The organism is Mycobacterium sp. EPa45, assembly GCF_001021385.1.
In the GTDB taxonomy this organism is placed as follows: Bacteria; Actinomycetota; Actinomycetes; order Mycobacteriales; family Mycobacteriaceae; genus Mycobacterium.
The window spans coordinates 5,677,461-5,702,468 of the sequence record NZ_CP011773.1; the positions used below are offsets into that span (position 1 = coordinate 5,677,461).

Genomic DNA, 25,008 nt, shown 5'->3' on the forward strand with positions numbered 1-25,008 from the left:
GGTTACGCCTTCTTCGCAGCCTTCTTGGCCGGTGCCTTGCGGGTGGTCTTCTTCGCGGCAGCCTTCTTCTTGACCGGACCCCGGGCGCGCCGGTCGGCGAGCAACTCCGAGGCCCGCGCGTCGGTGATGCTCATGACGTCGTCGCCCTTGCGCAGGCTCGCGTTCGTCTCACCGTCGGTGACGTAGGGGCCGAAGCGGCCGTCCTTGATCACCATCGGCTGGCCCGACGCCGGATCCGTGCCCAGCTCGCGCAGTGGCGGGGCCGCAGCGCCCTGCCGGCCACGGCGTTTGGGCTCGGCATAGATCTTCAGCGCCTCCTCGAGGGTGATCTCGAAGATCTGGTCCTCGGTGGCCAGCGAACGAGAGTCGGTGCCGCGCTTGAGATATGGCCCGTAGCGGCCGTTCTGCGCGGTGATCTCCTCGCCGTTCGCGGGATCCACGCCGACCACCCGCGGCAGCGAGAGCAGCTTGAGCGCATCCTCGAGCGTGATGGTCTGCAGGTCCATCGACCGCAGCAGCGAACCGGTGCGGGGCTTGGGGCCGGTCGGCTTCTTGCCCTTCTTGGCGCCCACACCCGGGTCGTCGTCCGGCGGCGGCGGCAACACCTCGGTGACGTACGGCCCGTATCGCCCGTCCTTGGCGACGATTTCGTGCCCGGACTCCGGATCCACGCCGAGTACTCGGCCCTCTTGCGGTGTCGCAAACAGGGTTTCGGCCAGCTCGAGAGTCAGCTCGTCGGGCGTGATCTCGTCGCTGAGGTTGGCGCGCTGCGGCTTGGGTTCGCCGTCCTCACCGGTGATCATCCGCTCCAGGTACGGCCCGTTCTTGCCCACCCGGACCACGATCGGCCGGCCTTCTTCATCATCAAAAAGCTTGATGGAGTTCACTTCTCGGGCGTCGATACCTTCGAGGTTGACACCCACCAGCTTCTTGAGGCCACCGGCGCGGGCGATCGAGTCCGCCACCCCGTGTTCGCCGCCGAAGTAGAAGTTGGACAGCCAGTTGGTGCGCTGCTCCTGGCCGGTGGCGATCTCGTCGAGTTCGTCTTCCATCGCGGCGGTGAAGTCGTAGTCCACCAAGCGACCGAAGTGCTGCTCGAGCAGACCGGTCACCGCGAACGCCACCCAGGACGGCACCAGCGCGCTGCCCTTCTTGTGGACGTAGCCGCGGTCCTGGATCGTCTTGATGATCGAGGAATACGTTGAGGGACGGCCGATTCCGAGCTCTTCGAGCGCTTTGATCAGCGATGCCTCGGTGTAGCGGGCCGGTGGGTTGGTGTTGTGCCCGTCGGCGGTCAGCCCGGTGGCGTCCACCCGCTGGCCCTGGCGCAGCTGCGGCAAGCGGCTTTCGGCGTCGTCGGCCTCACCGCCGGCCAGCTCGTCGACGGTCTCGACGTAGGCCTTGAGGAAGCCGGCGAAGGTGATGGTGCGGCCGCTGGCGGCGAAGGTGACCTCGCGTCCGTCGGAGGAGGTGCCGTTGATGCGCAGGCTCAGCGTGGTGCCGCGGGCGTCAGCCATCTGCGAGGCGACAGTGCGCTGCCAGATCAGCTCGTAGAGCCGGAACTCGTCGTTGTCCAGCTCGCGGTGCAGCGCCCCGGGGGTGGCGAACGTGTCACCGGCGGGCCGGATGGCCTCGTGCGCCTCCTGGGCGTTCTTGACCTTGCGGGTGTACTGCCGCGGCGACGGATGCACGTACTCGTCGCCGTAGAGCTGGCGGGCCTGATTGCGTGCGGCGTTGATGGCCGACTCCGACAACGTCGTCGAGTCGGTACGCATATAGGTGATGTAGCCGTTCTCATACAGCCGCTGCGCGATGCTCATCGTGCGCTCGGAGGAGAACCGCAGCTTGCGGCCCGCCTCCTGCTGCAGCGTGGACGTCATGAACGGCGGATACGGCTTCCGGGTGTAGGGCTTCTCCTCCACCGACGCCACCGACAGGCTGGAGCCCCGCAGTCCGGTGGCCAGCGAGCCGGCTGCGGCCTCGTCGAGCACGACAACCTCGTCAGGCTTGCGGACCACGCCGAGGGAGTCGAAGTCGCGTCCCGTGGCGACCCGCTTGCTGTCGACGTTGACCAGCCGGGCGGTGAACCGCGGCGGCGCGGCGTTCGGGTCCGAGACGCTGGCGTCGAGCTCGGCGATCACGTCCCAGTAGGAAGCGCTTCGGAAAGCCATCCGGTCGCGTTCGCGCTGCACGATGATCCGGGTGGCCACGGACTGGACCCGGCCCGCCGACAGCTTCGGGGCGACCTTCTTCCACAGAACGGGGCTGACCTCGTAGCCGTAGAGGCGATCGAGGATGCGCCGGGTCTCCTGCGCGTCGACCAGATCGTTGTCCAGGTCGCGGGGGTTTTCGGCGGCCGCGCGGATGGCCGGCTCGGTGATCTCGTGGAAGACCATCCGCTTGACCGGCACGCGGGGCTTCAGGGTCTCCAGCAGGTGCCAGGCGATGGCCTCACCCTCGCGGTCACCGTCGGTGGCGAGATAGAGCTCGTCGACATCCTTGAGCAGGCCCTTGAGCTCGGTGACCGTGCTCTTCTTCTCGGGACTGATGATGTAGAGCGGCTCGAAGTTGTCCTCGACGTTGACGCCTAGCCGCGCCCACGGCTCCGTTTTGTACTTGGCGGGCACGTCGGCGGCGTTGCGCGGCAGGTCACGGATGTGGCCACGGGAAGACTCCACGATGTAGTTGGAGCCGAGGTAACCGGCGATTTTGCGCGCCTTTGTGGGCGACTCGACGATGACGAGCCGCCGAACGTTGCCGTTCCGGTCACCGCTGCCGCGGTCGTCGTCAGCCAACTGCCCTTACGCTCCACTTCTGTCTTTCCCTCAGGTACCCCCAAACCCGCGGGCACCTGACAATTTCGCACCCCGGAGGTGTCAACGCAAACCGACCCCCGCAGGGGAATCTGTCAGATCCTGGGCCACGCTGACAACGCTTCCATCTGATTGGGGGGTTCCCCCACGTTCTCTACCAGGCGTGATAGCCGTCGACGGCCGCTGATTCGCAGGGCCGGGCGAGCGCCTCGAGTGCCGATCAGAGTCGGTGCGATACCGACCCGCATCAACGCCGATGCCAGCGGCGAATGCGTATCGGGGGCGTGCGGGTCCAGTCCGAGCAGATAGCGGTCGGCCTCCGGGCTGCCGGCCGCCAGCGTCCAGGCGCGCAGTTCGCGAGCGCCGGGCAGCCATTGCGGCGGCACCGTCTTGACGGCTCCCCTGGTCCAGCTGGCGGCGATTCCGGCCAGCCGCGCGTCGACAGCGGTGCGCACCAGGGGGTTGTTCTCGTCTGTGCGGGTGATCTCGGCCTCGAGACCGGTCTCGCTGATCATCTCCGCCAGCGCCTCGGCCCGCCACAGATCATCGACCACTACCGACAATCTGGCCCCACCGCCGACGACGACCACCTGTCCGGTCGTCGCGAGCAACCCGGTGAGGTCGGCGACCGCAGGCGGCACCGACTCAGCCGAGAAAAAGGACAGCTGGCTCACGAGTCGACAGTAAGGCAGTCGGAGACGTGCGGGACGCAGCCGAGCTTTCGGACTGGCGCCGGGCGTGGCGGCCGCTGCGTGGGGCGGCCACCTACGAAAGCACCCCCGGCGAGACCCGTCACCGGGACGCTCGGGGGTGTTTCGTGATGTCGTTGTTGATCAGATGGAGCGCACGCCAGTGGCCTGCGGTCCCTTGGGGCTCTGACCGACCTCGAACTCGACCCGTTGGTTCTCCTCAAGGGTGCGGAAGCCCGACCCCTGAATTTCCGTGTAGTGGACGAACACGTCGGCAGAGCCGTCCTCGGGTGCAATGAACCCGAAACCCTTCTCGGCGTTGAACCACTTCACAGTTCCCTGTGGCATCTTTCGTACTTTCCTTATCTTCCAACCGGGAGCGGCCGACCGAGTTTTCGGCAGACCGGGCCCGTTCCGACCGCCATCCTTCGTGGAGTCGTCGGAACTCACCCGACCTACAGACCCTCGCAGGAACCGCGATCGCAACGTCGATCCTGCGAGTGCTGACACACGAACACAGAAGCTGCGACCGCCCATATCCAATCACGTCCAGAGCTCTTGCGACAGTCTCAGTGCTACTAACTGATGAACAATTCGATACAGGGCTGTGCATCGCTTTTAGAAAGGGCTGATTTCAAATGGTGAGTTTCGGCAGCCAGCTGCTTAACGCGGCTGTCGCAGGCGCCGAATCATCGCCGGATGCGCTGCGTCACGTCGCTGAGCTGCCCGCCCGCCAGGCGCAGGTCGCGGACTGGCCTACCTGGGCCGATCCAGATGTACTCCGCGCGTTCCATGATCAGGGAGTCGCCCTCCCGTGGTCGCATCAGGTGCACGCCGCCGACCTCGCGCACTCTGGGCATCATGTCGTCATCAGCACCGGCACCGCATCGGGCAAGTCGCTGGCGTTCCAATTACCGATCATGGATGTGCTGGCGCGTGATCCGCGTGCAAGGGCGCTTTATCTGTCGCCCACCAAGGCGCTCGGCCACGACCAATTACGGACCGCCCATTCGTTGACCACCGCGGTGCCGGCGCTGGCCGACGTCGCACCGACGTCCTACGACGGCGACACCCCGGTCGAGGTACGCAGATTCGCCCGTGAACGATCCCGCTGGCTGTTCTCCAACCCCGACATGATTCATCTCTCGTTGCTGCGCAACCACGCTCGCTGGGCGGTGTTCCTGCGCGGCTTGCGCTACATCGTGGTCGACGAATGCCATTACTACCGTGGCATTTTCGGTTCGAACGTGGCCATGGTGCTGCGCCGGCTGCTGCGGCTCTGCGAGCGTTACGCACCGGCGTCCGGACCGGGACCGACGGTCATCTTCGCCAGCGCGACCACCGCGGCGCCCGGCGAGACGGCCGCAGAGCTGATCGGCCAGACCGTGACGGAGGTGACCGAGGACGGGTCACCGCACGGCGCGCGCACCGTGGCGCTGTGGGAGCCCGAGCTGCGCACCGATCTGCTGGGGGAAAACGGTGCGCCGGTGCGACGTTCGGCCGGTGCCGAAGCCGCTCGGATGATGGCCGATCTGGTTGCTGAAGGCGCGCGAACGTTGACTTTCGTCCGGTCCCGGCGCGGGGCGGAGCTGACGGCTCTGGGGGCCCGGACGCGGCTCGAGGACATTGCTCCGCAACTCCTGGACACGGTGGCGTCGTATCGCGCCGGTTACCTCGCCGAGGATCGCCGGGAGTTGGAACGCGCCCTCTCCGAAGGAGATTTACGCGGGCTGGCCACCACGAATGCCCTTGAGCTCGGTATTGACATCGCCGGGCTGGATGCGGTTCTGCTGGCGGGTTTTCCAGGCACGGTGGCATCGTTCTGGCAGCAGGCCGGCCGGTCCGGACGGCGCGGTCAGGGCGCACTGGTGGTCCTCGTCGCACGCGACGACCCGCTGGACACCTATCTTGTGCACCACCCGGAGGCGTTGCTGGACAAGCCGGTTGAGCGGGTCGTCATTGATCCGACGAACCCCTATGTCGTCGGCCCGCAACTGTTGTGCGCGGCAACGGAGATGCCGCTGGACGAGGCGGAGGTCAGGCGATGGGAGGCCGAACCGGTCGCCGCTGAATTGGTCGACGACGGGCTGTTGCGCCGCCGCGGCGGCAAGTACTTCCCCGCCGCCGGCCTGGATCCACACCCGGCGGTGGACATCCGCGGCTCGGCAGGGGGCACGATCGCGATCGTCGAAGCGGGGACCGGCCGGATGCTGGGCAGCGCGGACGCCGGCCAGGCGCCGGCCACCGTTCATCCGGGTGCGGTGTATCTCCATCAGGGCGAGAGCTATCTCGTCGATTCGTTGAGTTTTTCCGACGGGGTGGCGTTCGTCCACGCCGAGGATCCCGGCTACACCACCTTCGCCCGGGAGATCACCGACATCGCAGTGACCGGGACCGGTGAGCGCGTGCACTACGACGCGGTGACGCTGGGTCTGGTTCCGGTGTCGGTGACGCACCGGGTGATCGGTTACCTGCGCCGCCGGTTGTCGGGGGAGGTCATCGATTTCGTCGAACTGGACATGCCCGAGCATTGCCTACCGACCACCGCGGTGATGTACACCATCACGCCGGAAGCGTTGGCCGGCAGTGGAATCGAGCAGCTGCGCGTACCCGGGTCCTTGCATGCGGCCGAGCATGCTGCGATCGGGCTGCTGCCGCTGGTGGCCAGCTGCGATCGTGGAGACATCGGCGGCGTTTCCACCGCCATCGGCGCCGACGGCCTGCCAACGGTATTCGTCTACGACGGGCATCCGGGCGGCGCGGGTTTTGCCGAGCGCGGCTATCGTCTGGCCAGCACGTGGCTGGGCGCCACCGCAGCGGCCATCGAAGCATGCGAATGTCCGCAGGGGTGCCCGTCGTGTGTGCAGTCACCCAAGTGCGGCAACGGAAATGACCCGTTGGACAAGTCCGGTGCGGTTGCGGTCCTCAAGCTCGTTCTCGCGCAGCTGGCTGCCGGCGGTGCCTGACCGGTGTGCCGACCGACCCCTCGAACGGTCGACACCTACGATGCAAGCACGCGCCACGTGCCGGCTCCTTACCCCACACCGCTGGAGGCGTTGCGACAGCCTGACATGACTGTCTGCGCGAACGGTCGGACAACACAATCCGTTCGCAATCCCAATGGTCGGGTAGGCGAAAAATACCGAACCACCCTTGCGCCCGCAAGAGAATCGACATCGTGGCGGTTTGCCGGACCAAGTCCTTGGTTTTCACCTGGCGATTCCGCCCGCTTGATCCCAAGGCGGCCCCAAGGTGGCCTCGTTAAACTGCGACCATGACCCCCGATTGGCTGCTGGTGGAGACACTCGGCACCGAACCGGTGGTGGTCGCGCAGGGCCGTCAGATGAAGAACCTGGTGCCTCTTGCCATCTACCTGCGACGCAACCCGCATCTGGCTGCGATCCAGACCGCCATCGCCGAGACCGTGGCGACCGGCAACAGCCTGGCGAGCATCACCCCGAAGAGCGATCGTGTGATCCGCACCGAACCGGTCCAGATGTCCGACGGCCGGATGCACGGTGTGCACGTATGGATAGGACCGGCCGGCGCCGAACCGCCCGAACGGCCGATACCCGGACCGTTGAAATGGGATATGACCCTCGGGATTGCGACCGACACCGTCGAATCACTGGTCAACGCCGGGATGGATCCCACCAAGGAGCCCACCCACGGCCGGGCATTCGCCGAGGACCTGCCGTCCCGCAGCTTCAACCGGGACGAGGCCAAGGTCCTGGCGCTGGCCATCGATGCCGCACCCGGCCGGACCTATTGCACGACATGGACTTTCACCGACAGTAACGGCGAGACCATCCGGGCCGGGTTCGTGGCGCGCACCGCCTCCGAGATGGCCGAGGATGCCACCGAACATCTGATCGCCCGCGCGATGAACCTGCGCTGCGACCTCGACGAGGGCACGCTGCCGCCCGACCATCTGGCGCAACGCATTCTCGACGGCCTGTCGCAGCCCGGCGTTCACCGCGCCCTCGTCGACCTCGGCACCTGGAAGCTACTGAAGTGGCTCGACGATCCATGCCCGCACTACGACTGGCGCCAAAGCGTCCAGTTCCACCCCGACGACCGCGACGAGCTGATCCCGATGGCGGACGAGTTTCGCACCGGCAGCACGAGCCGGGTGTTGCGGCTGCCCGGAGTCGATGGCGGCTGGGTCCCGATGCACGTGACGGTCAACCGGGTCGAAGTCGACAAGAACATCTTCGCCGGGTTGATCACCCTGCGCCTGCCCACCGCGGCTGAACTCGCCGCCGCCCGACTGACCGTCAAGGGCACCTCGACCGCCTAGTGTGCGTCGACCGGACCCGCCCGCGCCGCAGAGTGGGCCCGGCCGCCCAACAGCCGGCCGGTCGCGACGTCGACTCGGACGACGATGTCGAGCCCGTCGACATCGCACCCGCTCAGCGCCGCGCCCATGGCGCGGCTCACCTCGGCCGCTTGCCCGCATGCGGACCCGACTCCGCTGGGCAGCCACATGGCCGCGGCCAGCGCGGCCATGTCGGCACCGGCCTGCGCCCGATGCCGCGCGATCACAGCACTGCCGATCTGAACACCGGCGAGGGTGATGGCCACGAGCGTGGCGATCAGCAGCGCCGCCAATACGGTCGCGACACCGTGCTCATCATGCGCCAGGCTCGGTGGCCGCGACTGCCTCGGCGGTGATGACGAGGCCGGGCAGCAACCGGGACCGGCCGCTGACCGTTGCGACGATGAAGGGGCCGTCGCGACGCAACTGCAACGCCGCGCCCGCGGGCCCGACCCCGCGTGCCGCAACGCTCGCGGCCGCCTCGTCACCGCGCGCCGCCAACCGCGCCGCCTCACGGGCCGCGTCGATGCAGCGCACCTGCATCGCGACCGCGGTGAGGCCGCTGGCGCACAGGACCAACACCACAACCAGCGCGGCGATCGCCAGGGCTGCCTCGACCGTGGCGAAACCGCCGTCACGCGTTAGACCTTCGTGTTGAGCGCGCGGTTGATGATGTTGGTCAACGCGCCGACGATCGAGTCGCCGGTGACCACGCTGTACAGAATCGCGCCGAACGCCGCGGCGGCGATCGTCCCGATAGCGTATTCGACCGTAGACATCCCAGTATCGTCGACCGCCACCACCAGCATTCGAGCTTTTATCTGCTGAAACATATTGTTGCCCAATTACTTTCTCTCCTTTACAGGATTCCCGATGTGAACACATCACCGGCCAGCCCGGCCACCACCGGCACGATGCCCAGGCAGACGAATGCAGGCAGGAAGCACAACCCCAGCGGTCCGGCGATCAACACCGAGGCGCGCTCGGCGGCCGCCGCCGCGGCGTGACCGGCGTCCTGCCGCGACTGTTCGGCGAGCTCGGCGACGCCCTGCGCCAGAGCACTTCCCGACGATGCCGACCGGCGCGCCAGCCTGGCCAGCGCATCACTGTGCTCGCCGGGTTGCGGGGACCAGGCGGTGTCGGGGTCGGCGCCCAGTGCCAACAGGTCCGCAGCTCGCCGCAATACCGCGGCGAGGCGATCCGGCGCCGAGGACGCCGTTGCGGCCGCCGCGGCCGACACCGACATCCCGCCCGACAGGCACACTGCGAACACGTCGAGCGCCGACGCGGTGGCGAGCGGGTCGATCTGGGCCGCAGCACGACGGACCGGAACCGACCGCGTCGGGCCCAGCCCCATCCTGCGGCGAACCGCGTGCGGTCCGGGCGCGAGAAATATTGCAGCGCAGAGCAAACCAGCGGCAACACTCATGTCAGCAGCCGATCGGTGATGCGTTCGGCCCACATCAGTCCGGCGCAGACCAACACCGTACCGGTCACGAGTAACCAACCGCCCGCACCGCCGCCGAGGAGGAATCCGACGGGATGCGCACCGATCATCTCGCCGAGCAGCACTCCCAACAGCGGCAGACCCGCCAGGATCACCGCGGTGGCGCGTGCACCGGCCAGACCGGCCTCGACCCGGGCGGTGAAGCGTTGCCGCTCGACGATGTCGCGGTGGGCGGTCCGGATCAGCGATGCCATCGGCAGTCCGTGATCGGCTGCCAGCTGCCAGCACACCGCAAGTCGTTCCCACTGTGCGGGAACCGATGTCGAGCTCGCCAGCACTCGCAGCCCGGTTCCGACGTCGGCGCCCAACCCGGCCCGCGCCGCGACCGCGCGCAACGCGGCGCCGATCGCACCGGCCGATTCAGTGGCGGCAATGCTGAAGGCACGCACCGGATGCGCGCCAACGCGCAGCTCCCCGGCAAGGGTCTCCAGCGCGGCCGCCAACGTCGCACCGGCATGATCGCGATCGCGGGCCCGAACGCGACGCCGTCGCCGGGCGATGAGCGTGACACCGAGGGCCGTAGAAGCCAGCAGGACCGTCGGCGGCAGCGCAATAGCGATAACCGCGAGGCACAACACCATCGCGGGCATCCGCATCTTGACGCGCGCCGGTGCCATCCCCAGCCGCGCTCGCGGTGGTGGTGGTGCGAGAAGTATCGCAACGCCTAATAGGCCTGCCGCGTAGGGCATCCCGGTCACAACCGGCGCCGCTCGTCGATCAACGTCTGCAGTCGCTGCTGTCCGTCCTGCCAACCGCGGTCGGCATGCCACGCCGTCACCGCACACACGCCGCCGCCGTCCGCGCGGCGCAACACCGCGATCTCGCTGAGCCGGCGCGTCCCATCGCGCCGGCGGCTCACGTGCACCACCGCCTGCACGGCCGCGGCGAGCTGACTGTGCAATGCCGCGCGATCCAAACCGCCGAGCGCGGCAAGCGCCTCCAGCCGAGCCGGCACCTCGGCGGGGCTGTTGGCGTGCACCGTCCCGGCACCTCCGTCGTGGCCGGTGTTCAGCGCCGTCAGTAGGTCGACGACCTCGGCGCCGCGAACCTCCCCGACGACGATCCGGTCGGGCCGCATCCGCAGGGCCTGACGGACCAGCTGCCGCATGGTGACCTCGCCGGCGCCTTCCACGTTGGCGGCGCGCGCGACCAGCCGAACGAGGTGCGGGTGGCGTGGTGCGAGTTCGGGGGCGTCCTCCACGCACACGATCCGCTCGCCGCCGTCCACCGCGCCCAGCGCGGCAGCCAGCAAGGTTGTCTTGCCTGCGCCGGTACCACCAGAGACGAGGAAGGCCAGCCGGGCCTCGATGATCCCGGCGAGCAGCGCCGCCGCCTCCGGCGCGATGGCCCCCGCGGTGATCAACGCCGCGAGATCCTGGGTGGCCGGCCGCAATACCCGCAGCGAGAGGCAGGTTCCGGCGGCGGCGACCGGAGGCAGCACCGCGTGCAGGCGTACCGAGAACTCGCCGGTGCCCAGCCCGGTGAGCTGCCCGTCCACCCACGGCTGGGCGTCGTCGAGCCGTCGTCCCGCGGCAACCGCGAGCCGTTGCGCCAGTCGGCGGACCGCGGCTTCGTCGGCGAACCGAACTGTCGTGGGCCGCAGGCCGGTGCCGTCATCGACCCACACCGCATCCGGTGCGGTGACCAGAACGTCGGTCGTGCCCGGCGCCCGCAGCAACGGCTCCAGCGGCCCGGCGCCGGTGAGTTCGGTTTGCAGGACATGCAGGTTCGTCAGGACCTCGGTGTCGCCGAGCACTCCCCCCGATTCGGCTCGTATCGCGGCCGCCACCGCCGTCGGCCGCAAAGACGAAGACTCGGCCGCCAGCCGCTCGCGGACCCGTTCGACCAACGAGGCGTTCATGCGGCGCGCACCTGCCCTCCGGCCGGCAACATCGACAGCACCGCACGGGCAGCCGTACCGAGCGGAGAACGCCGCCGCACCCGCAGCCCGCCGTGCTCCACACGTTCCGCCAACATCGGCTCGGGGCGCATCGCCGCCAGAAGCGGCAGGTCCGCGACCGTGGCGGCCTCGGCAGCACGCAGCCCCCCGGGGGCCGGCCCCCGCACCACCAGTCCAACGTTGGGGTTGACCCCGCGCAGCACCGGAGCCAGCGCGGAGGTAGCGGCGACGGCCCGGACGTCGCAGGCGGTGATCACCACCACCAGGTCGGCCACCTCGAGTGTGCGGACCGCCGCCCCAGTCATTCGCCGCGGCAGATCGCAGATCACCAGAATTCCGCCGCGTCGGCCCGCGTCGACGACGGCCTCGACCGCGCCGGGTTCGATCTCATGGCTGTGCCGGGCACCGGAGAGCACGCTGACACCGTGGTGACTCGGCAGCGCATCACGCACTGCCGACCAGGCCAGCCGCCCACCCTGCAGGCTCAGGTCGGGCCACCGCAGGCCCGGCACCGACTCGGTACCCAGCAGGAGGTCGATCCCACCGCTCCACGGATCAAGGTCGACCAGCAGCGACGACGCCGCGAGCTGAGCCACTGCAGCCGCGAACGTCGAGGCGCCCGCACCCCCACGTCCCCCGATCACGGCGACCACCCGCCCGGGGCGGGTCCCCTCGCGGCTTGCCTCGGCGGCATCGGAGAGATAGCCGACCAGCTCTGCGTCTTGCATTGGAAGCGCACAAACCTGCTGAGCGCCAACGGCCATCGCCGAGGCCCAGACCGGCCCCTGTGGTTCGGTCGGGCAGATGAGGATGACCCCGTCGCGCCTGGGCAAGCCGTCTCGCTGACAGCTCCGCGCCGCTTCCTCGTCGAGCACGATCGCAACGGCTGCCGACCATGTCTTGCGCGTCAACGGCGTAGACACCGACACCGGACGCAGCCCGACGGCAGCGACGACTCGCTCGGCCTGCTCACGTAATTCGGGATCACCGGCGAGGATGAGGACGACACCCGGACTGCTGCTCACCACCCCACCGTCGGGCGCGCGGCTGACGAACACCAGTCAGCCCGACCCGAATTGTGGATGAACGCCGATCTGGGGAGTAATCCTCGACACGAAGACGGCACACAAGTAATCCCGGCAACGTTTGTGGAGTTTGCCGGGATCGCCAGAAATTCTTTGTCGGAAAAAGGGACGACCCCCGCCAGGGGGGGAGGAGGCGGAGGTCGTCGTGTATCAGCCCCGGGGGGTCGGGCTGATGCACACCCGGCATAAGCCGAGTAATACTCACTATACACACGACAATGTGCAGTCGCGCAAGTGTTGCTACCACTTCGAAACCATGTATTCGCTGTGAAATTGCAGGGTGCGACACGTGGCTTGGCCTGCCACTTTGTGTTCGCCCTCCAACCCGTCCCCTGCCGCACCTATCCTGGGTGCGTGACCGACCCTGCCTCGGCCGCCGACCAGCTAATCCATGTTCGGCCCGGGCCCACGACTGGGGCCCCTTCCCGCACTGCGGCCTTCTTCGACCTGGACAAGACCGTCATTGCCAAATCAAGCACGCTGGCTTTCAGCAAACCCTTCTTCGACCAAGGGCTACTCAACCGGCGAGCCGTTCTGAAGTCCAGCTATGCGCAGTTCCTGTTTCTGATGTCCGGCGCCGACCACGACCAGATGGACCGGATGCGGTCCTACGTCACCGCGATGTGCGCCGGCTGGGATGTCGAACAGGTTCGGGCGATCGTCACCGAGACGCTGCACGACATCGTCGATCCGCTGGTCTTTGCGGAAGCTGCCGAACTGATCGCCGACCACCGGCTGTGCGGGCGCGACGTGGTGATCGTCTCGGCATCGGGTGAAGAGATCGTCGCCCCGATCGCCCGTGCGCTGGGCGCCACCCACGCGATGGGCACCCGGATGGTCATCGAGGACGGCAAGTACACCGGCGAGGTTGCCTTCTATTGCTACGGCGAGGCAAAGGCCGCGGCGATCCGCGAACTGGCCGCGCTGGAGGGTTACTCCCTCGAACACTGCTACGCCTACTCCGACTCGATCACCGATCTTCCGATGTTGCGATCCGTCGGCCACCCGAGCGTCGTCAACCCCGACCGCGCGCTACGCAAGGAAGCGGCCGCGCAGGAGTGGCCGGTGCTGACCTTCCTGCGCCCGGTGCCGTTGCGCGACCGAATTCCAGCGCCGTCCGGCGCGGCGGTGGCGACGACCGCCGCGTTGGGAATCAGTGCGCTGGCCGCCGGAGCGTTGACGTACTCCGTGCTCCGCCGGTTGTCGTTCTAACGCATCCAATTCGTTGCCGATTAGCCTCTTGCTGTGACGGTGGTCACGGAGTACAAAGGAAAGCACGGACGCCTGGCAAGGCCAAGATAGCGCCGGAAGAGAAGGCGTTATCTCCCAAGCCAAGCGGCCCAGCACGGTTCCCGGCACCCACGCGGAGCACGCCGCGATATGGCAGAAGTGTTGCGGGCCTGCGTAATTGCGAAGAGCGAGCGGAAAGAACGACCCCTTGGGTGGGGTTGTAAACGAAGCGCATCGCAAAAACGCCGAGGCCAACCCACGCAGCCCACCCCGCACGCCTGGTAACCGAGAAACCGTGCTAGCGGGCGGCGAGCCGAAGACTTCGGATCGCCGCCCGCTTCGCTGTGCAGGAGCTCCCGGGCTCCTACTTCGTGGCGGCTTCGGCGATCGATATCGCCTCTCGCGCACCGTCTTCCAACGCCTGGCAGCACAGCAGCAGCCAGGCGCCGACAGCCGCCGGCTCGCCGGTCGCGAACGCGCGGGCACTGGACCGGTACTCCTCGGCGCGGCGCATCCAGTACACCTCCGGCACCCCGAGGCCATGCGGGTCGAGGCCGGTCGCCATCGTGACGAGCCGCGACACCGCCCGTGCCACAACGCCGTCGCCGGGGCCGAAGGGCGCCAGCGTGAGCAGTTCGCCGTGCGCGACAGCGGCCAGCACCGGAGCGGGAGCCGTGCTGCCGCCGGTCGTCAGCCGAGTGACGAGATCGAGCCGGGCGGCAACCTCGGGATCCTGTCGCGGTCGGCCCAACAGGTCCTCGTCGATCAGGTCGGCCGCGGCGAGCGCGTGCAAGCGCGCCAGGGCTTGCAGGGGGGCGCGCTGCCACACCCCGAGCAGGTTGGTCGTCCCGCCTTCCAGTGCCTGGCCGACGCGCAGCGCACCCGCCAGGACCGGATCGTTCGGTTCGGCTCCGGAGGCATCCAGCTGTACCGCGCCGCCGTCGAGGGCCGACGACGAGCGGGCACCGCGGACGGCCGACTCGGCCGCGGTCACCGGCCAGTTGCGCAGGTTCGTGCGATGCCGGTGGGCCTTGGCCAACGCTTCCCGGGCCGCCTCGGCGGCCTCGGCCACCCCGGGCAGAGTCAGCAGCGGGGCCAGGAGGTCACTCACGTTCGGTCACGCTATCGGATCGCTGTACGACCTCCGATCGGTGACTAGGCTCACAGGCATGACCGAGGCGCACACCGAAGTTCCGACCAGTTACTCACCGTCGGCTGATTTCGCCGCGACTGCTAATGCCACTGCCGCCCTGTATGACGCGGCGGAGGTGGATCGGTTGGCGTTTTGGGCTGATCAGGCCAACCGGTTGTCGTGGGAGAGGCCCTTCACCGAGGTGCTGGACTGGTCGGGTGCGCCGTTCGCGAAGTGGTTCGTCGGCGGCACGCTCAACGTCGCCTATAACTGTGTGGATCGTCATGTGGAAGGGGGTCATGGGGATCGGGTCGCTATTCATTGGGAGGGTGAGCCGCTCGGCGATGCCCGCACGATCACCTATGGCGAGCTCAAGGACGAGGTGTGCAAGGCTGCCAATGCCTTGACTGATCTCGGGTTGGTCGCGGGGGATCGGGTGGCGATCTACATGCCGATGGTGCCGGAGGCGATCGTGGCGATGCTGGCGTGTGCCCGGTTGGGGGTGATGCACAGTGTGGTGTTCGCCGGGTTTTCGGCCTCGGCGTTGCGGGCCCGGATCGAGGACGCTGAGGCCAAGTTGGTGATCACAACTGATGGGCAGTATCGGCGCGGAAAGGCGGTGTCGCTGAAGGAAGCTGTTGATGAGGCCGTCACGGGGCAACAGTGTGTGGAGCATGTTCTGGTGGTGCGCCGCACCGGTATTGACGTCGACTGGACCGATGAGCGGGATCGGTGGTGGCACGAGACGGTGGACACGGCGTGCACCGAGCACACCCCGGAGGCGTTCGACTCCGAGCAGCCGCTGTTTTTGCTGTACACCTCGGGCACCACCGGTAAGCCCAAGGGCATTATGCATACCTCGGGTGGTTATCTGACCCAGGCGTCGTACACCCATTACAACGTCTTCGACATCAAGGCCGATTCCGATGTGTATTGGTGCACAGCCGATATCGGCTGGGTCACCGGGCATACCTACATCGTGTACGGGCCGCTGTCCAACGGGGCGACGCAGGTGGTGTACGAGGGCACCCCGGCCTCCCCTGATGAGCACCGCCATTTCCAGGTCATCGAAAAGTACGGTGTGACAATCTATTACACCGCGCCGACGCTGATCCGCACGTTTATGAAGTGGGGCCGCGAGCTGGCGTTCGAACACGACCTGTCCAGCCTGCGGCTGCTGGGCTCGGTCGGTGAGCCGATCAATCCGGAGGCGTGGCGTTGGTACCGTTTGGTGTTCGGCGCCGAGAAGACTCCGATCGTGGACACCTGGTGGCAGACCGAGACCGGCGCGATCATGATCTCGCCGCTGCCCGGGGTGACGAACTGCAAACCGGGGTCGGCGATGCGGGCGCTGCCGGGTATCTCGGCCAAGATCGTCGACGACGACGGACGTGAGTTGGAGCCCAGCCCCGATCACGGCGAGCACGTCACCGGTTATCTGGTGCTGGACAAGCCGTGGCCGGCGATGCTGCGTGGGATCTGGGGCGACCCGCAGCGGTTCACCGAGACCTATTGGGCGCGCTTCGCCGAGCAGGGCTGGTACTTCGCCGGTGACGGTGCCCGCTACGGCAGCGACGGTGAAGTGTGGGTGCTCGGGCGCATCGACGACGTCATGAACGTGTCAGGACACCGGATTTCGACCGCCGAGGTGGAGTCCGCGCTCGTCGGGCATGCCGGGGTCGCCGAGGCCGCCGTCGTCGGCGCCACCGACGAGCACACCGGACAGGCGATCTGCGCCTTCGTCATCCTCAAGGCCCACCACGCCGAGATGCCGACCGATCAGATGGTCGACGAACTGCGCGCCGAGGTCGCCAAGGAGATCTCCCCGATCGCCAAGCCACGCGAAATCCACGTCGTCCCAGAGCTACCCAAGACCCGCAGCGGCAAAATCATGCGCCGACTCCTGCGCGATGTCGCCGAAGGACGCGAACTCGGCGACACCTCGACCCTGGTCGATCCAGGAGTCTTCGAAGCGATCCGAGCCAGCAAAACCTGACTCAACCGACGGCGGTCGTGGGGACGAAACCGGTGCCGGGCCGGTTCTTGCCGGCGACATCGCCCAACACCGCGTTGATCGACATCGTCACCGCGGGAGTGTGCAGCGGGATGAACTTGACCACGCAGGTCGGCAGGTCTTCGCTGAAGGCGCCGTGAATCATCCCGACGAGCTTGTTGTTCACCGTCACCGGGGCACCCGAGTCGCCGGGCTGGCCGCACACCTGGTTGACGATGGTGCCTGGATCCTGCCCGGGGCCCCAGGTGACCCCGCAGGAATAGCCGGTGGTGCGCCCGAGTTTGCAGGCGATCTGGCCGAACACCGGGTCCGGACCGATGCCGTCGATGACGAAGCCCTTGTAGTTCGAGATCGGCGCCACCTTGTCGGGGTCGAACCGGATCACCGCGTAGTCGAGCGCGTCGTTACCCGCGACCATGGTGCCGATCACACCGTCGGCCGGTCGGTCCTCGGCGGAGACCTGAGCGCCCGGGCCGCCGCAGTGCGCGGAGGTGAACCCGATGAGCGCACCGGTGTTGTCGTTGCCGATGCTCGTCAATGTGCAGTAGGTGTCGCCGTTGACGACGACGCCCGCCCCACCGCCCATCGGCACCTTGCCGTCGGCCGCAGCAACCGGGGCTACGCCGGACATCAGGGCGACGAAGGCCATGACAACGGCTCCCGCTGTCAGACGCACACGCTGCGCGGTCGTCACTGGCAACCTCCATCCAAAGTCCGCCCCAACAGGGCGAGTCTAGCCTGACCACACGCGTAACTTGCGTAACAGCTCAGTGGGTATCCCCGCTGCGGGCGTCGCATGGCAACATGAACCGCGACGACAGCGAACAGTTGGAGGACAGCCGTGAGCAATGGCGATCGCACGACCGGTGTACCCACCACCGTCACCTCGATCCCCCTGGTGGACCCGAACGCGCTACCGGCCAACCCCTCCGTCGGCGACCTGGTCAAGGACGCCACCGCGCAGATGTCGACCCTGGTGCGCGCAGAGGTCGAATTGGCCAAGGCCGAGATCACTCGCGATGTGAAGAAGGGCCTGACCGGCAGCGTGTTCTTCATCCTCGCACTGGTGGTGCTGTTCTACTCGACGTTCTTTCTGTTCTTCTTCCTCGCGGAGCTGCTCGACACCTGGCTGTGGCGCTGGGTGGCCTTCCTGATCGTCTTCGTGTTGATGGTCGTCACCACCGCGGTGTTCGGTCTGCTCGGGTATCTGAAGGTGCGCCGCATCCGCGGACCGCAGAAGACGATCGAATCGGTCAAGGAAGCCCGCGAGGCGTTCACGCCGGGCCACGACAGGTCGGCGAGCAAGGCCGTCACCCCGGGCGCCGCGCCGCCCACTGACCCGTCCGGCTGGTGATTCCCGATCCGTCCGTCGCCCGCATCGCGGGCCCGTGGCGCCATTTCGACGTCCACGCCAACGGTATTCGGTTCCACTGCGTCGAGGCCCTGAACGGCTCCGAGTCGGCGGCCGGTACGTCCCAACCGTTGGTGATCCTGCTGCACGGCTTCGGCTCGTTCTGGTGGTCGTGGCGCCACCAGTTGCGCGGACTGTCCGGTGCGCGAGTGGTGGCCGTCGATCTGCGCGGCTATGGCGGCAGCGACAAACCACCGCGCGGCTACGACGGGTGGACGCTGGCCGGAGATACCGCCGGACTGATCCGTGCGCTCGGTCATAGCTCGGCCACGCTGGTCGGGCACGCCGACGGCGGGCTGGTCTGTTGGGCCACGGCGGTGTTGCACCCGCGGGTGGTGCGCGCCATCGCACTGGTGAGTTCACCACATCCCGCCGCGCTGCGGGCGTCGGCTCTTCGCCGGCGCGATCAGGGCCGCACCCTGTTACCCACGCTGCTGCGCTATCAGCTGCCGATATGGCCTGAGCGCGCACTCACCCGGCATGACGCCGAATTCCTCGAGGATCTGGTGCGTAGCCGTGCATCAGGTAAATGGCTTGCCTCCGAAGACTTTTCGGAGACGATTGCCCACATGCGCCGGGCGATTCAGATCCCATCGGCCGCGCACTCAGCCCTGGAATACCAGCGCTGGGCGGTACGCAGCCAACTACGCAGCGAAGGTTGGCGATTCATGAAGTTGATGAACCGCCCGCTAGACGTTCCCATGCTGCACCTGCGCGGCGACGCCGACCCCTACGTGCTCGCGGACCCGGTGGAGCGCACCCAGCGCTACGCGCCGCGCGGGCGGTTCGTATCCGTAGCCGGTATCGGGCACTTCGCCCACGAGGAAGCCCCCGACGTGGTCAACGGACACCTGCGGCGATTCCTCGGGCAGCTCTACGACCCGACTAGGTGACGCACGCCCCGGTCGCCACCTTGGCCGTGTTGCCGATCTTGGCCAGCTGACGCGACACCTCGTTGGCCGTCAGCACGAACCCCGTGTCGTTGTCGTCCACCGCCGCGCCGAACACCACGCCGAGCACCTGGCCCGCCCGGTTGATCATCGGGCCGCCCGAATTACCTTGACGCACAGTGCCTCTGATCGTGTACACCTCACGATTGACCGTCGTCGTGCGGTAGATGTCCGGTCCGTTCAGCTCGATCGTCTCGCGGACCCGCGCCGGGGTCGCCGCGAACTCACCGCCACCGGGGTAGCCCAGCACAACCGCGTCGGTGCCGGACTTGGCCGGCTGCTCGGCGAACACCAGCGGACGCTGCGGCAGGTTCGGCACATCCAGAATCGAGATGTCCTCGTTGGGGTCATAGGAGACGACGGTCGCGTCGTAGGTCTGTCCCTCGGCCTCCACGGTGACACTGTCGGACCCGGCGACCACGTGCGCGTTGGACATCACCCGGTTCGGGGCGATCACAAAACCTGTGCCCTCCAGCACCTTCTGGCACCCCGGGGCGACGCCGCGGATCTTCACCACGCTCGCCCGCGCGCCTGAGACGACCAGGCTGTCGGCCAGCGAGGCGTCCGGGGCGTCGACGGCCTGAATAGGAGTGCGGCCGAACGGCTGCAAGACATCTGGGAGACCGGACGTGCGCAATAGCGCCGACATCCGCTTGGGCACCGCCTTGAGCCACTCGGGTGCGTACTTGTCCACTTCGGCAAGCACTTTCGAGCCGCGTGTCGCAGCAGCCAGATTCGGTTGGTCCGACGATGTCAGCGGGCTGGCCAGCAGCCACGCGGCGACCATCACCACGAGCAGCTGCACTGCCACGCCGATCACCGAGTCGACGGTGCGAACGGCGCGGTTGCGGATCGCGCCACGCACGGCCCGGCCGAGTACCACGCCGGCCACCTCGCCGACGACCACCAGCGCCAGGATCAGAAACAGTGCGGCAAACAGCTTGGCCCGTGGCGAACTGATGTGGCTGACGATATGAGGAGCGAGCATCACCCCGGCGATAGCACCGAGGATCACGCCGACGAACGACATCAGGGAGCCCAGCGCGCCGGATCGCCAGCCCGAGATGGCTGCGACCAACGCCACCGCCAGCACGGCGATGTCCAGCCATTGCGAACTCGTCACAGGGGCTCCTCACTTCCGACGAGCGCCATCGCCTCGTCCAACTCCCGGACGTCTTCGGTGTTCCACGGCTGCGACCACCCGGCCACGTCGAGCATCGCTGAGATTACGTGGCCGGTGAACCCCCACACCAACATCTCGTTGAGCAGAAAGGCCGGCCCGGCCAAACCTCGCCCGGCCCCGGTGCGGTACACCATCAGCCGATTCTCAGGATTGATGAACGCACGCACCGGAACCCGCGCGACGAGGGCCGTTTCGCCGCGGTCGACGACGGCCACCGGTCCCGGGTCCGGCGAGTACGCCAGTACGGGCACGACGTGAAAACCGGAGGGCGGGATGAACATTCGCTCCAGGATGGCCAGCGGGTGCAACCGCCCCGGGTCAATGCCGGTCTCCTCCTGCGCTTCTCGAAGCGCGGTGGCGACCGGACCGTTGTCTTCTGGGTCTGCCGCTCCCCCGGGGAACGCGGCCTGCCCGGCGTGGTGGCGCAGCGAGCCGGCCCGAACGGTCAGCAAAAGGTCGGCATCGTCGGGCAACCGGCCGTCCCCGTGACCGGAAGTCGGTCCCGAGAACAGCACGAGCACGGCGGCGTCACGCGCGCTGCTACCGGCATCCCGTGCTTCGACAACCGCGGCCAGCAGCTCGGGCGGCACCCTGCGGCGATACGCGTGCGGAACCCGGTCGACGTTGTCGACTAGCGGCGCCAGCCAGGGCGGCCGGTACTGCGGGGTGAGCGCAACCGAGGCCGCCGAGCGGGAGGAACCCTGGGTCACCGCGTCTCTCTCGTTTGTCGTCACTGCAATGCATTCTTCACCGCGGCGGCGATCTCGTCGGCACTGGTGAACGCCTGCGGCAGGATTTTGGCAACGCTACCGTCCGCGCGCAGCACCACGGTCGCGGGCATGACGTTGGGCACTCCCAATGCTGCGGCGATCCGGCGTTGACCGTCCTGCAGGGTGGGCAGGCGCACGCCGAGCTCGGCCAGCCGCAGTAGACCAGCCGTCTCGTTCTCGTCCTGATGCACCGTCACCACGGCGACGTCCGTACCTGCTCGGCGCTGGTAATCCGCCATCGCCGGGAGTTCCTCCGCGCACGGTCCGCACCAATAGGCCCAGAGGTTGAGGACCACCGGGCGCCCGGCCAGAGCCCGGGCCACGTCGACCTGTGCCCCGTCAGCGGCGCACTCCACGACGATGCCGCGCAGCTCCGGCGGCCCCGGGTTGGCGCCTGCCGCTGGGCAGGGGGGTAGATCGGCGCGCTGTCGCGGGCCGGCCAGCGCCTCGGGCGTGTCGGCGTCGCGGTGGGTCCGCGACACCTGGGCACCCGGCGAACCTGCGGGGCCGGCCGGGGTGTCGTCGAGCTCGAGAGCAAAGGCCACGATGAGTGTCGCCACCACAGCGAGCACCACCAGCGTCCAGCGGGTCGACGTCTTCATCAGTGAGTGCAGGCCGGAAAATCAGAGCCCGGCCAGCGCCAGCAAGTGCTCGGTTTCGGGGCCTTTCACCAGAGGCGCGGCGATGAGCGGATCGGTCGGTCCGAGTCCGAAGGACGGGCAATCCTTGGCCAGCACGCACACACCGCAGGCCGGCTTTCGGGCGTGGCATACCCGCCGACCGTGAAAGATGACGCGATGGCTCAGTAATGTCCACTCGCTGCGCTCGATCAGATCGCCCACGATGTGTTCGACCTTGACCGGATCTTCTTCAGCAGTCCAGCGCCAGCGGCGTACGAGCCGGCCGAAATGGGTGTCCACGGTGATACCCGGGATGTCGAAGGCATTGCCCAGGATCACGTTCGCGGTCTTGCGCCCCACGCCGGGCAGGGTGACGAGTTCTTCGATCGTGCGCGGCACTTCGCCGTCGAACCGCTCCTCGAGTTCCTGACCCAGCCGGATCAGCGAGTTGGCCTTGTTCCGGTAGAAGCCGGTGGGCCGGATCAGCTCCTCGAGCTCAGTCCGGTCGGCTTGGGCGTAATCCTTGGCGGTTCGGTATTTCTTGAACAGCGCCGGGGTGGTGAGGTTGACCCTCTTGTCGGTGGACTGGGCCGAAAGGATGGTGGCGACGGCCAGTTCCAGTGGATTGGTGAAGTCGAGTTCGCAGTACACGTGCGGAAACGCCGTGGCCAGGGTGCGATTCATGCGGCGGGCGCGCCGGACGAGGCCAAGATGGGTTTCCGAATTCCACTTCTTTGCCTCCGCCGTGCTCGACGCCGGCGGCTTCGCAGCGCCGCCAGCGGCCTTGCGCCTGGTTGACGGGCTGTCCGTGGTCACGTTGCAAGGGTACTGACGCGGTCCGTCAAGCCGCGGACTGACCGGTGACAATTCGTGATCCCGCTGAGACCTTGCGCGTGTTTACTTTCCCCCGTGACCTGGTTGCTCGCGGTGTGTGTCCCCGGGCTGTTGATGCTTTCAACCTTCGGTTTGCAAAGACTCGAAGAAGCGTTGCGTGTCGAACGCACCGCCGCCGACGAGGTCACCGAGTATCTGGAGCGGACGGCGAAAACGCCGGTCGCGCAGGCGCCGCCGGGAACAGAAATCGCGCCCAGACGGGTCGAGGTCCAGTCCTGCCTGAGCGATGACGAACCCGGATTGCCTACGCGGACCTATGCCCATGCGCGTCCCAATCCGCAGTTTCGCCGGACTCAGTACGCCAATCGTGTGTAGCGTTGGCACGTCGAAAGACCGGCAACGACTAGACTGACATGGCTTAGCAATACAGCTGGCCTGCGCATTTCACATCATCGAAGAGTTTAAGAGGGGCGACGTGGACGAGATCCTGGCGAGGGCCGGAATCTTCCAGGGAGTTGAACCCAGCGCTGTTTCGGCGCTGACGAAACAGCTTCAGCCGGTTGACTTCCCGCGGGGACACACCGTGTTCGCCGAAGGCGAGCCGGGTGACCGGCTATACATCATCATCTCCGGGAAGGTGAAGATCGGCCGCCGTTCCCCGGACGGCCGGGAGAACCTGCTGACGATCATGGGCCCGTCGGACATGTTCGGCGAGTTGTCGATCTTCGACCCGGGACCGCGGACGTCCAGCGCCACCACCATCACTGAGGTGCGCGCCGTTTCGATGGATCGCGACGCGCTGCGCGCGTGGATCGCCGACCGTCCGGAAATCGCCGAGCAGTTGCTGCGCGTGCTGGCCCGTCGCCTGCGCCGCACCAACAACAACCTCGCCGACCTCATCTTCACCGACGTGCCGGGGCGCGTCGCCAAGCAGCTGCTGCAGCTGGCTCAGCGGTTCGGCACCCAGGAGGGCGGCGCGTTGCGGGTCACCCACGACCTCACGCAGGAAGAAATCGCCCAGCTGGTCGGCGCCTCGCGCGAGACGGTCAACAAGGCGCTCGCCGACTTCGCCCACCGCGGCTGGATCCGCTTGGAGGGCAAGAGCGTGCTGATCAGCGACTCCGAAAGATTGGCGCGGCGGGCGCGCTAGGGCCCGCTTAGCGGCGCAGGTAGTCCAGCTGGGCGCGCACCGATTTCTCGGCCGCGTCCCAGAGTTCCTGGTCGACGTCGGTGTAGACATGTTCGACGACCTGGCGCGCCGTGGCGTCGTCGCCGAGCACCCGCAGGGCCTGCCGTACCTGATCGAGCCGCTCTTCGCGGTGCGACAGATACGCGGTGGTGACGGCTTCGAGGTCCGCGAGGTCGGGGCCGTGCCCGGGCAGCACCGCGCGCGGTCCGAGCCCCTGCAGCCGGCGCAGTGACTCGAGGTATTGAGTCAGGCTGCCGTCCTCGTCGTCGATCACGGTGGTGCCGCGACCGAGCACGGTATCGGCGGTCAGCACCGCATCGTCGACCAGGAACGACAGCGAATCCGCGGTGTGACCGGGGGTGGCCATCACGGTGATCCGCAGCCCGGCGGCATCGATGACCTCACCGTCGCTCAGCGGACCGCCCAGCCCGCGCAGAAATCCGCTGCCCACCGATCGCACCACCGCACCGGTTCGTTCGACGATCTTGTCGATGCCGCCGGTGTGGTCTTCGTGCTTGTGGCTGATCAGCACCAGGGAGATGGTGCCGAGCTCAGCGAGCTTGCCGATGTGCTCGTCGTCATCGGGACCCGGGTCGACGAGCACCATCTCGTCGCTGCCGGGCCCCCGCAGCACCCAGGTGTTGGTGCCATCCAGCGTCATGATCCCGGGGTTGTTGCACAGCAAAACGGAGGCCGTCACCGTGTCGGTCTGCACGACCGGCCGCAGTACGCCATACGCCGGATGAGTCATTCCACCTCGACGATGAGCTCGACCTCGACCGGTGCGTTCAGCGGCAGCTCGGATACGCCGACAGCGGACCGGGCGTGCGCGCCGGCCCCACCGAACACCTCGCCCAGAAACTCAGAGGCCCCGTTGACGACGCCGGGCTGACCGGTGAAGCCCGGCGCCGACGCAACGAAGCCGACCACCTTGACCACCCGGGTGACGTTGTCGAGGCCCGCCAGCGCGTCGACAGCGGCCAGCGCGTTCAGCGCGCACAGCTGAGCGGCCTGCTTGGCCTGCTCCGCGGTCACCTCGGCGCCGACCTTGCCGGTGAAGATCAGGCTGCCGTCCTCCGTCGGAAGCTGGCCGGAGGTGTAGACGAGATTGCCGGTGCGCACCGCCGGCACGTAGGCCGCCAACGGCTTGGCGGGCGTCGGCAGGGTGAGGCCGAGCTCGGCGAGCCGCTGGGATGCGGTCACTTGGGCCGCTTCAAATAAGCCACGTGCTGTTCACCGGTGGGACCGGGAAGGACCGCGACGAGTTCCCAGCCGTCGGCCCCCCACTGATCGAGAATCTGCTTGGTCGCGTGGGTCAGCAATGGCACCGTGGCGTACTCCCACGTCGTCGGTTGGCTCATGG

At 67.6% G+C, this 25,008-nt stretch carries 27 protein-coding genes; 8 read left to right on the forward strand and 19 right to left on the reverse strand.

Going from position 1 to position 25,008, the window contains the following annotated elements; all coding sequences use genetic code 11:
* Nucleotides 1-2: 2 nt before the first annotated feature.
* The 3 genes from topA to AB431_RS26965 all read right to left on the reverse strand — a co-directional run bounded on the left by topA (nt 3) and on the right by AB431_RS26965 (nt 3,850).
* On the reverse strand, nt 3-2,795 hold the full coding sequence (gene topA / locus AB431_RS26955; protein ID WP_047332528.1) for a type I DNA topoisomerase: 2,793 nt from the start codon (nt 2,793-2,795) through the stop codon (nt 3-5).
* A gap of 113 nt (nt 2,796-2,908) precedes the next feature.
* On the reverse strand, nt 2,909-3,487 hold the full coding sequence (locus AB431_RS26960; protein ID WP_047332529.1) for a hypothetical protein: 579 nt from the start codon (nt 3,485-3,487) through the stop codon (nt 2,909-2,911).
* A 159-nt stretch (nt 3,488-3,646) separates the two neighbouring features.
* Nucleotides 3,647-3,850, reverse strand: a complete 204-nt coding sequence (locus AB431_RS26965) for a cold-shock protein (RefSeq protein ID WP_003925183.1) — start codon at nt 3,848-3,850, stop codon at nt 3,647-3,649.
* Nucleotides 3,851-4,140: 290 nt separating this feature from the next.
* Between AB431_RS26965 and AB431_RS26970 the strand changes: the two genes are divergently transcribed.
* Together AB431_RS26970 and AB431_RS26975 are read left to right on the forward strand one after the other, a co-directional pair.
* Nucleotides 4,141-6,468, forward strand: coding sequence for a DEAD/DEAH box helicase (locus tag AB431_RS26970; RefSeq protein ID WP_047332530.1), 2,328 nt, complete (start codon nt 4,141-4,143; stop codon nt 6,466-6,468).
* A gap of 308 nt (nt 6,469-6,776) precedes the next feature.
* Nucleotides 6,777-7,802, forward strand: a complete 1,026-nt coding sequence (locus AB431_RS26975) for a PAS domain-containing protein (protein ID WP_047332531.1) — start codon at nt 6,777-6,779, stop codon at nt 7,800-7,802.
* Here AB431_RS26975 and AB431_RS26980 read toward each other — a convergent pair.
* Genes AB431_RS26980 through ssd form a run of 7 tightly spaced genes read right to left on the reverse strand, consistent with a single transcriptional unit; the run spans nt 7,799 to nt 12,252 of the window.
* Nucleotides 7,799-8,113, reverse strand: a complete 315-nt coding sequence (locus tag AB431_RS26980; RefSeq protein WP_235435771.1) for an Rv3654c family TadE-like protein — start codon at nt 8,111-8,113, stop codon at nt 7,799-7,801. The genes AB431_RS26975 and AB431_RS26980 overlap by 4 nt on opposite strands.
* Before the next feature lie 22 nt (nt 8,114-8,135).
* Entirely contained in the window at nt 8,136-8,426 is a 291-nt protein-coding gene (locus tag AB431_RS26985; protein WP_082135964.1) for a TadE family type IV pilus minor pilin, read from the reverse strand.
* Between the two features lie 35 nt (nt 8,427-8,461).
* A complete protein-coding gene (locus AB431_RS26990) occupies nt 8,462-8,653 on the reverse strand; it encodes a DUF4244 domain-containing protein (RefSeq protein WP_047332533.1) in 192 nt (63 codons plus the stop codon).
* A 26-nt stretch (nt 8,654-8,679) separates the two neighbouring features.
* Nucleotides 8,680-9,249 carry a type II secretion system F family protein gene (locus AB431_RS26995; RefSeq protein ID WP_047332534.1) on the reverse strand — a complete coding sequence of 190 codons (570 nt, stop codon included), beginning with the start codon at nt 9,247-9,249 and terminating at the stop codon, nt 8,680-8,682.
* Nucleotides 9,246-10,025 (reverse strand): type II secretion system F family protein, encoded by a 780-nt coding sequence (locus AB431_RS27000; protein ID WP_235435772.1) that lies wholly within the window; start codon nt 10,023-10,025, stop codon nt 9,246-9,248. The genes AB431_RS26995 and AB431_RS27000 overlap by 4 nt, the downstream gene beginning before the upstream one ends.
* On the reverse strand, nt 10,022-11,188 hold the full coding sequence (locus AB431_RS27005; RefSeq protein ID WP_047332535.1) for a TadA family conjugal transfer-associated ATPase: 1,167 nt from the start codon (nt 11,186-11,188) through the stop codon (nt 10,022-10,024). Before AB431_RS27005 ends, AB431_RS27000 begins: the two co-directional genes overlap by 4 nt.
* On the reverse strand, nt 11,185-12,252 hold the full coding sequence (gene ssd / locus AB431_RS27010) for a septum site-determining protein Ssd (protein ID WP_047333842.1): 1,068 nt from the start codon (nt 12,250-12,252) through the stop codon (nt 11,185-11,187). The genes AB431_RS27005 and ssd overlap by 4 nt, the downstream gene beginning before the upstream one ends.
* Nucleotides 12,253-12,666: 414 nt before the next feature.
* Here ssd and AB431_RS27020 point away from each other — a divergent pair, with 414 nt between their 5' ends.
* Entirely contained in the window at nt 12,667-13,524 is an 858-nt protein-coding gene (locus AB431_RS27020; RefSeq protein WP_144418380.1) for an HAD-IB family hydrolase, read from the forward strand.
* A 382-nt stretch (nt 13,525-13,906) separates the two neighbouring features.
* Here AB431_RS27020 and AB431_RS30940 read toward each other — a convergent pair whose 3' ends face one another.
* Nucleotides 13,907-14,653 carry a hypothetical protein gene (locus AB431_RS30940; RefSeq protein WP_047332537.1) on the reverse strand — a complete coding sequence of 249 codons (747 nt, stop codon included), beginning with the start codon at nt 14,651-14,653 and terminating at the stop codon, nt 13,907-13,909.
* A 58-nt stretch (nt 14,654-14,711) separates the two neighbouring features.
* Here AB431_RS30940 and acs point away from each other — a divergent pair, with 58 nt between their 5' ends.
* Complete coding sequence (acs, locus tag AB431_RS27030; RefSeq protein WP_047332538.1) at nt 14,712-16,670, forward strand: acetate--CoA ligase; 1,959 nt, start codon at nt 14,712-14,714, stop codon at nt 16,668-16,670.
* A 1-nt stretch (nt 16,671) separates the two neighbouring features.
* Here acs and AB431_RS27035 read toward each other — a convergent pair whose 3' ends face one another.
* Nucleotides 16,672-17,337: a peptidase gene (locus tag AB431_RS27035; protein ID WP_047332539.1), complete on the reverse strand. Its 666-nt coding sequence runs from the start codon at nt 17,335-17,337 to the stop codon at nt 16,672-16,674.
* A gap of 192 nt (nt 17,338-17,529) precedes the next feature.
* Here AB431_RS27035 and AB431_RS27040 point away from each other — a divergent pair, with 192 nt between their 5' ends.
* A complete protein-coding gene (locus tag AB431_RS27040) occupies nt 17,530-18,042 on the forward strand; it encodes a phage holin family protein (RefSeq protein WP_047332540.1) in 513 nt (170 codons plus the stop codon).
* Entirely contained in the window at nt 18,036-18,992 is a 957-nt protein-coding gene (locus tag AB431_RS27045; RefSeq protein ID WP_047332541.1) for an alpha/beta fold hydrolase, read from the forward strand. Before AB431_RS27040 ends, AB431_RS27045 begins: the two co-directional genes overlap by 7 nt.
* Here AB431_RS27045 and marP read toward each other — a convergent pair.
* Genes marP through nth form a run of 4 tightly spaced genes read right to left on the reverse strand, consistent with a single transcriptional unit; the run spans nt 18,985 to nt 22,306 of the window.
* The gene (gene marP / locus AB431_RS27050; protein ID WP_047332542.1) at nt 18,985-20,172 is read right to left on the reverse strand and encodes an acid resistance serine protease MarP; all 1,188 of its coding nucleotides are present in this window, start codon (nt 20,170-20,172) and stop codon (nt 18,985-18,987) included. The genes AB431_RS27045 and marP overlap by 8 nt on opposite strands.
* Nucleotides 20,169-20,942 (reverse strand): CoA pyrophosphatase, encoded by a 774-nt coding sequence (locus AB431_RS27055; protein WP_047333844.1) that lies wholly within the window; start codon nt 20,940-20,942, stop codon nt 20,169-20,171. Before AB431_RS27055 ends, marP begins: the two co-directional genes overlap by 4 nt.
* Nucleotides 20,943-20,962: 20 nt before the next feature.
* Nucleotides 20,963-21,604, reverse strand: coding sequence for a TlpA disulfide reductase family protein (locus AB431_RS27060; protein ID WP_047332543.1), 642 nt, complete (start codon nt 21,602-21,604; stop codon nt 20,963-20,965).
* Nucleotides 21,605-21,625: 21 nt separating this feature from the next.
* Complete coding sequence (nth, locus tag AB431_RS27065; RefSeq protein WP_047332544.1) at nt 21,626-22,306, reverse strand: endonuclease III; 681 nt, start codon at nt 22,304-22,306, stop codon at nt 21,626-21,628.
* 225 nt (nt 22,307-22,531) lie between these two features.
* On the opposite strand from nth, the gene AB431_RS27070 reads away from it, so the two are divergent.
* Entirely contained in the window at nt 22,532-22,831 is a 300-nt protein-coding gene (locus AB431_RS27070) for a hypothetical protein (protein WP_047332545.1), read from the forward strand.
* 100 nt (nt 22,832-22,931) lie between these two features.
* Nucleotides 22,932-23,606, forward strand: coding sequence for a cAMP-activated global transcriptional regulator CRP (gene crp / locus AB431_RS27075; protein ID WP_005138643.1), 675 nt, complete (start codon nt 22,932-22,934; stop codon nt 23,604-23,606).
* A gap of 7 nt (nt 23,607-23,613) precedes the next feature.
* On the opposite strand, the gene AB431_RS27080 is transcribed toward crp, so the two are convergent.
* Genes AB431_RS27080 through AB431_RS30655 form a run of 3 tightly spaced genes read right to left on the reverse strand, consistent with a single transcriptional unit; the run spans nt 23,614 to nt 25,006 of the window.
* Entirely contained in the window at nt 23,614-24,396 is a 783-nt protein-coding gene (locus AB431_RS27080) for an MBL fold metallo-hydrolase (RefSeq protein WP_047332546.1), read from the reverse strand.
* Complete coding sequence (locus AB431_RS27085) at nt 24,393-24,848, reverse strand: RidA family protein (RefSeq protein ID WP_047332547.1); 456 nt, start codon at nt 24,846-24,848, stop codon at nt 24,393-24,395. Before AB431_RS27085 ends, AB431_RS27080 begins: the two co-directional genes overlap by 4 nt.
* The gene (locus tag AB431_RS30655) at nt 24,845-25,006 is read right to left on the reverse strand and encodes a DUF4177 domain-containing protein (protein WP_005138621.1); all 162 of its coding nucleotides are present in this window, start codon (nt 25,004-25,006) and stop codon (nt 24,845-24,847) included. Before AB431_RS30655 ends, AB431_RS27085 begins: the two co-directional genes overlap by 4 nt.
* Nucleotides 25,007-25,008 lie beyond the last annotated feature (2 nt).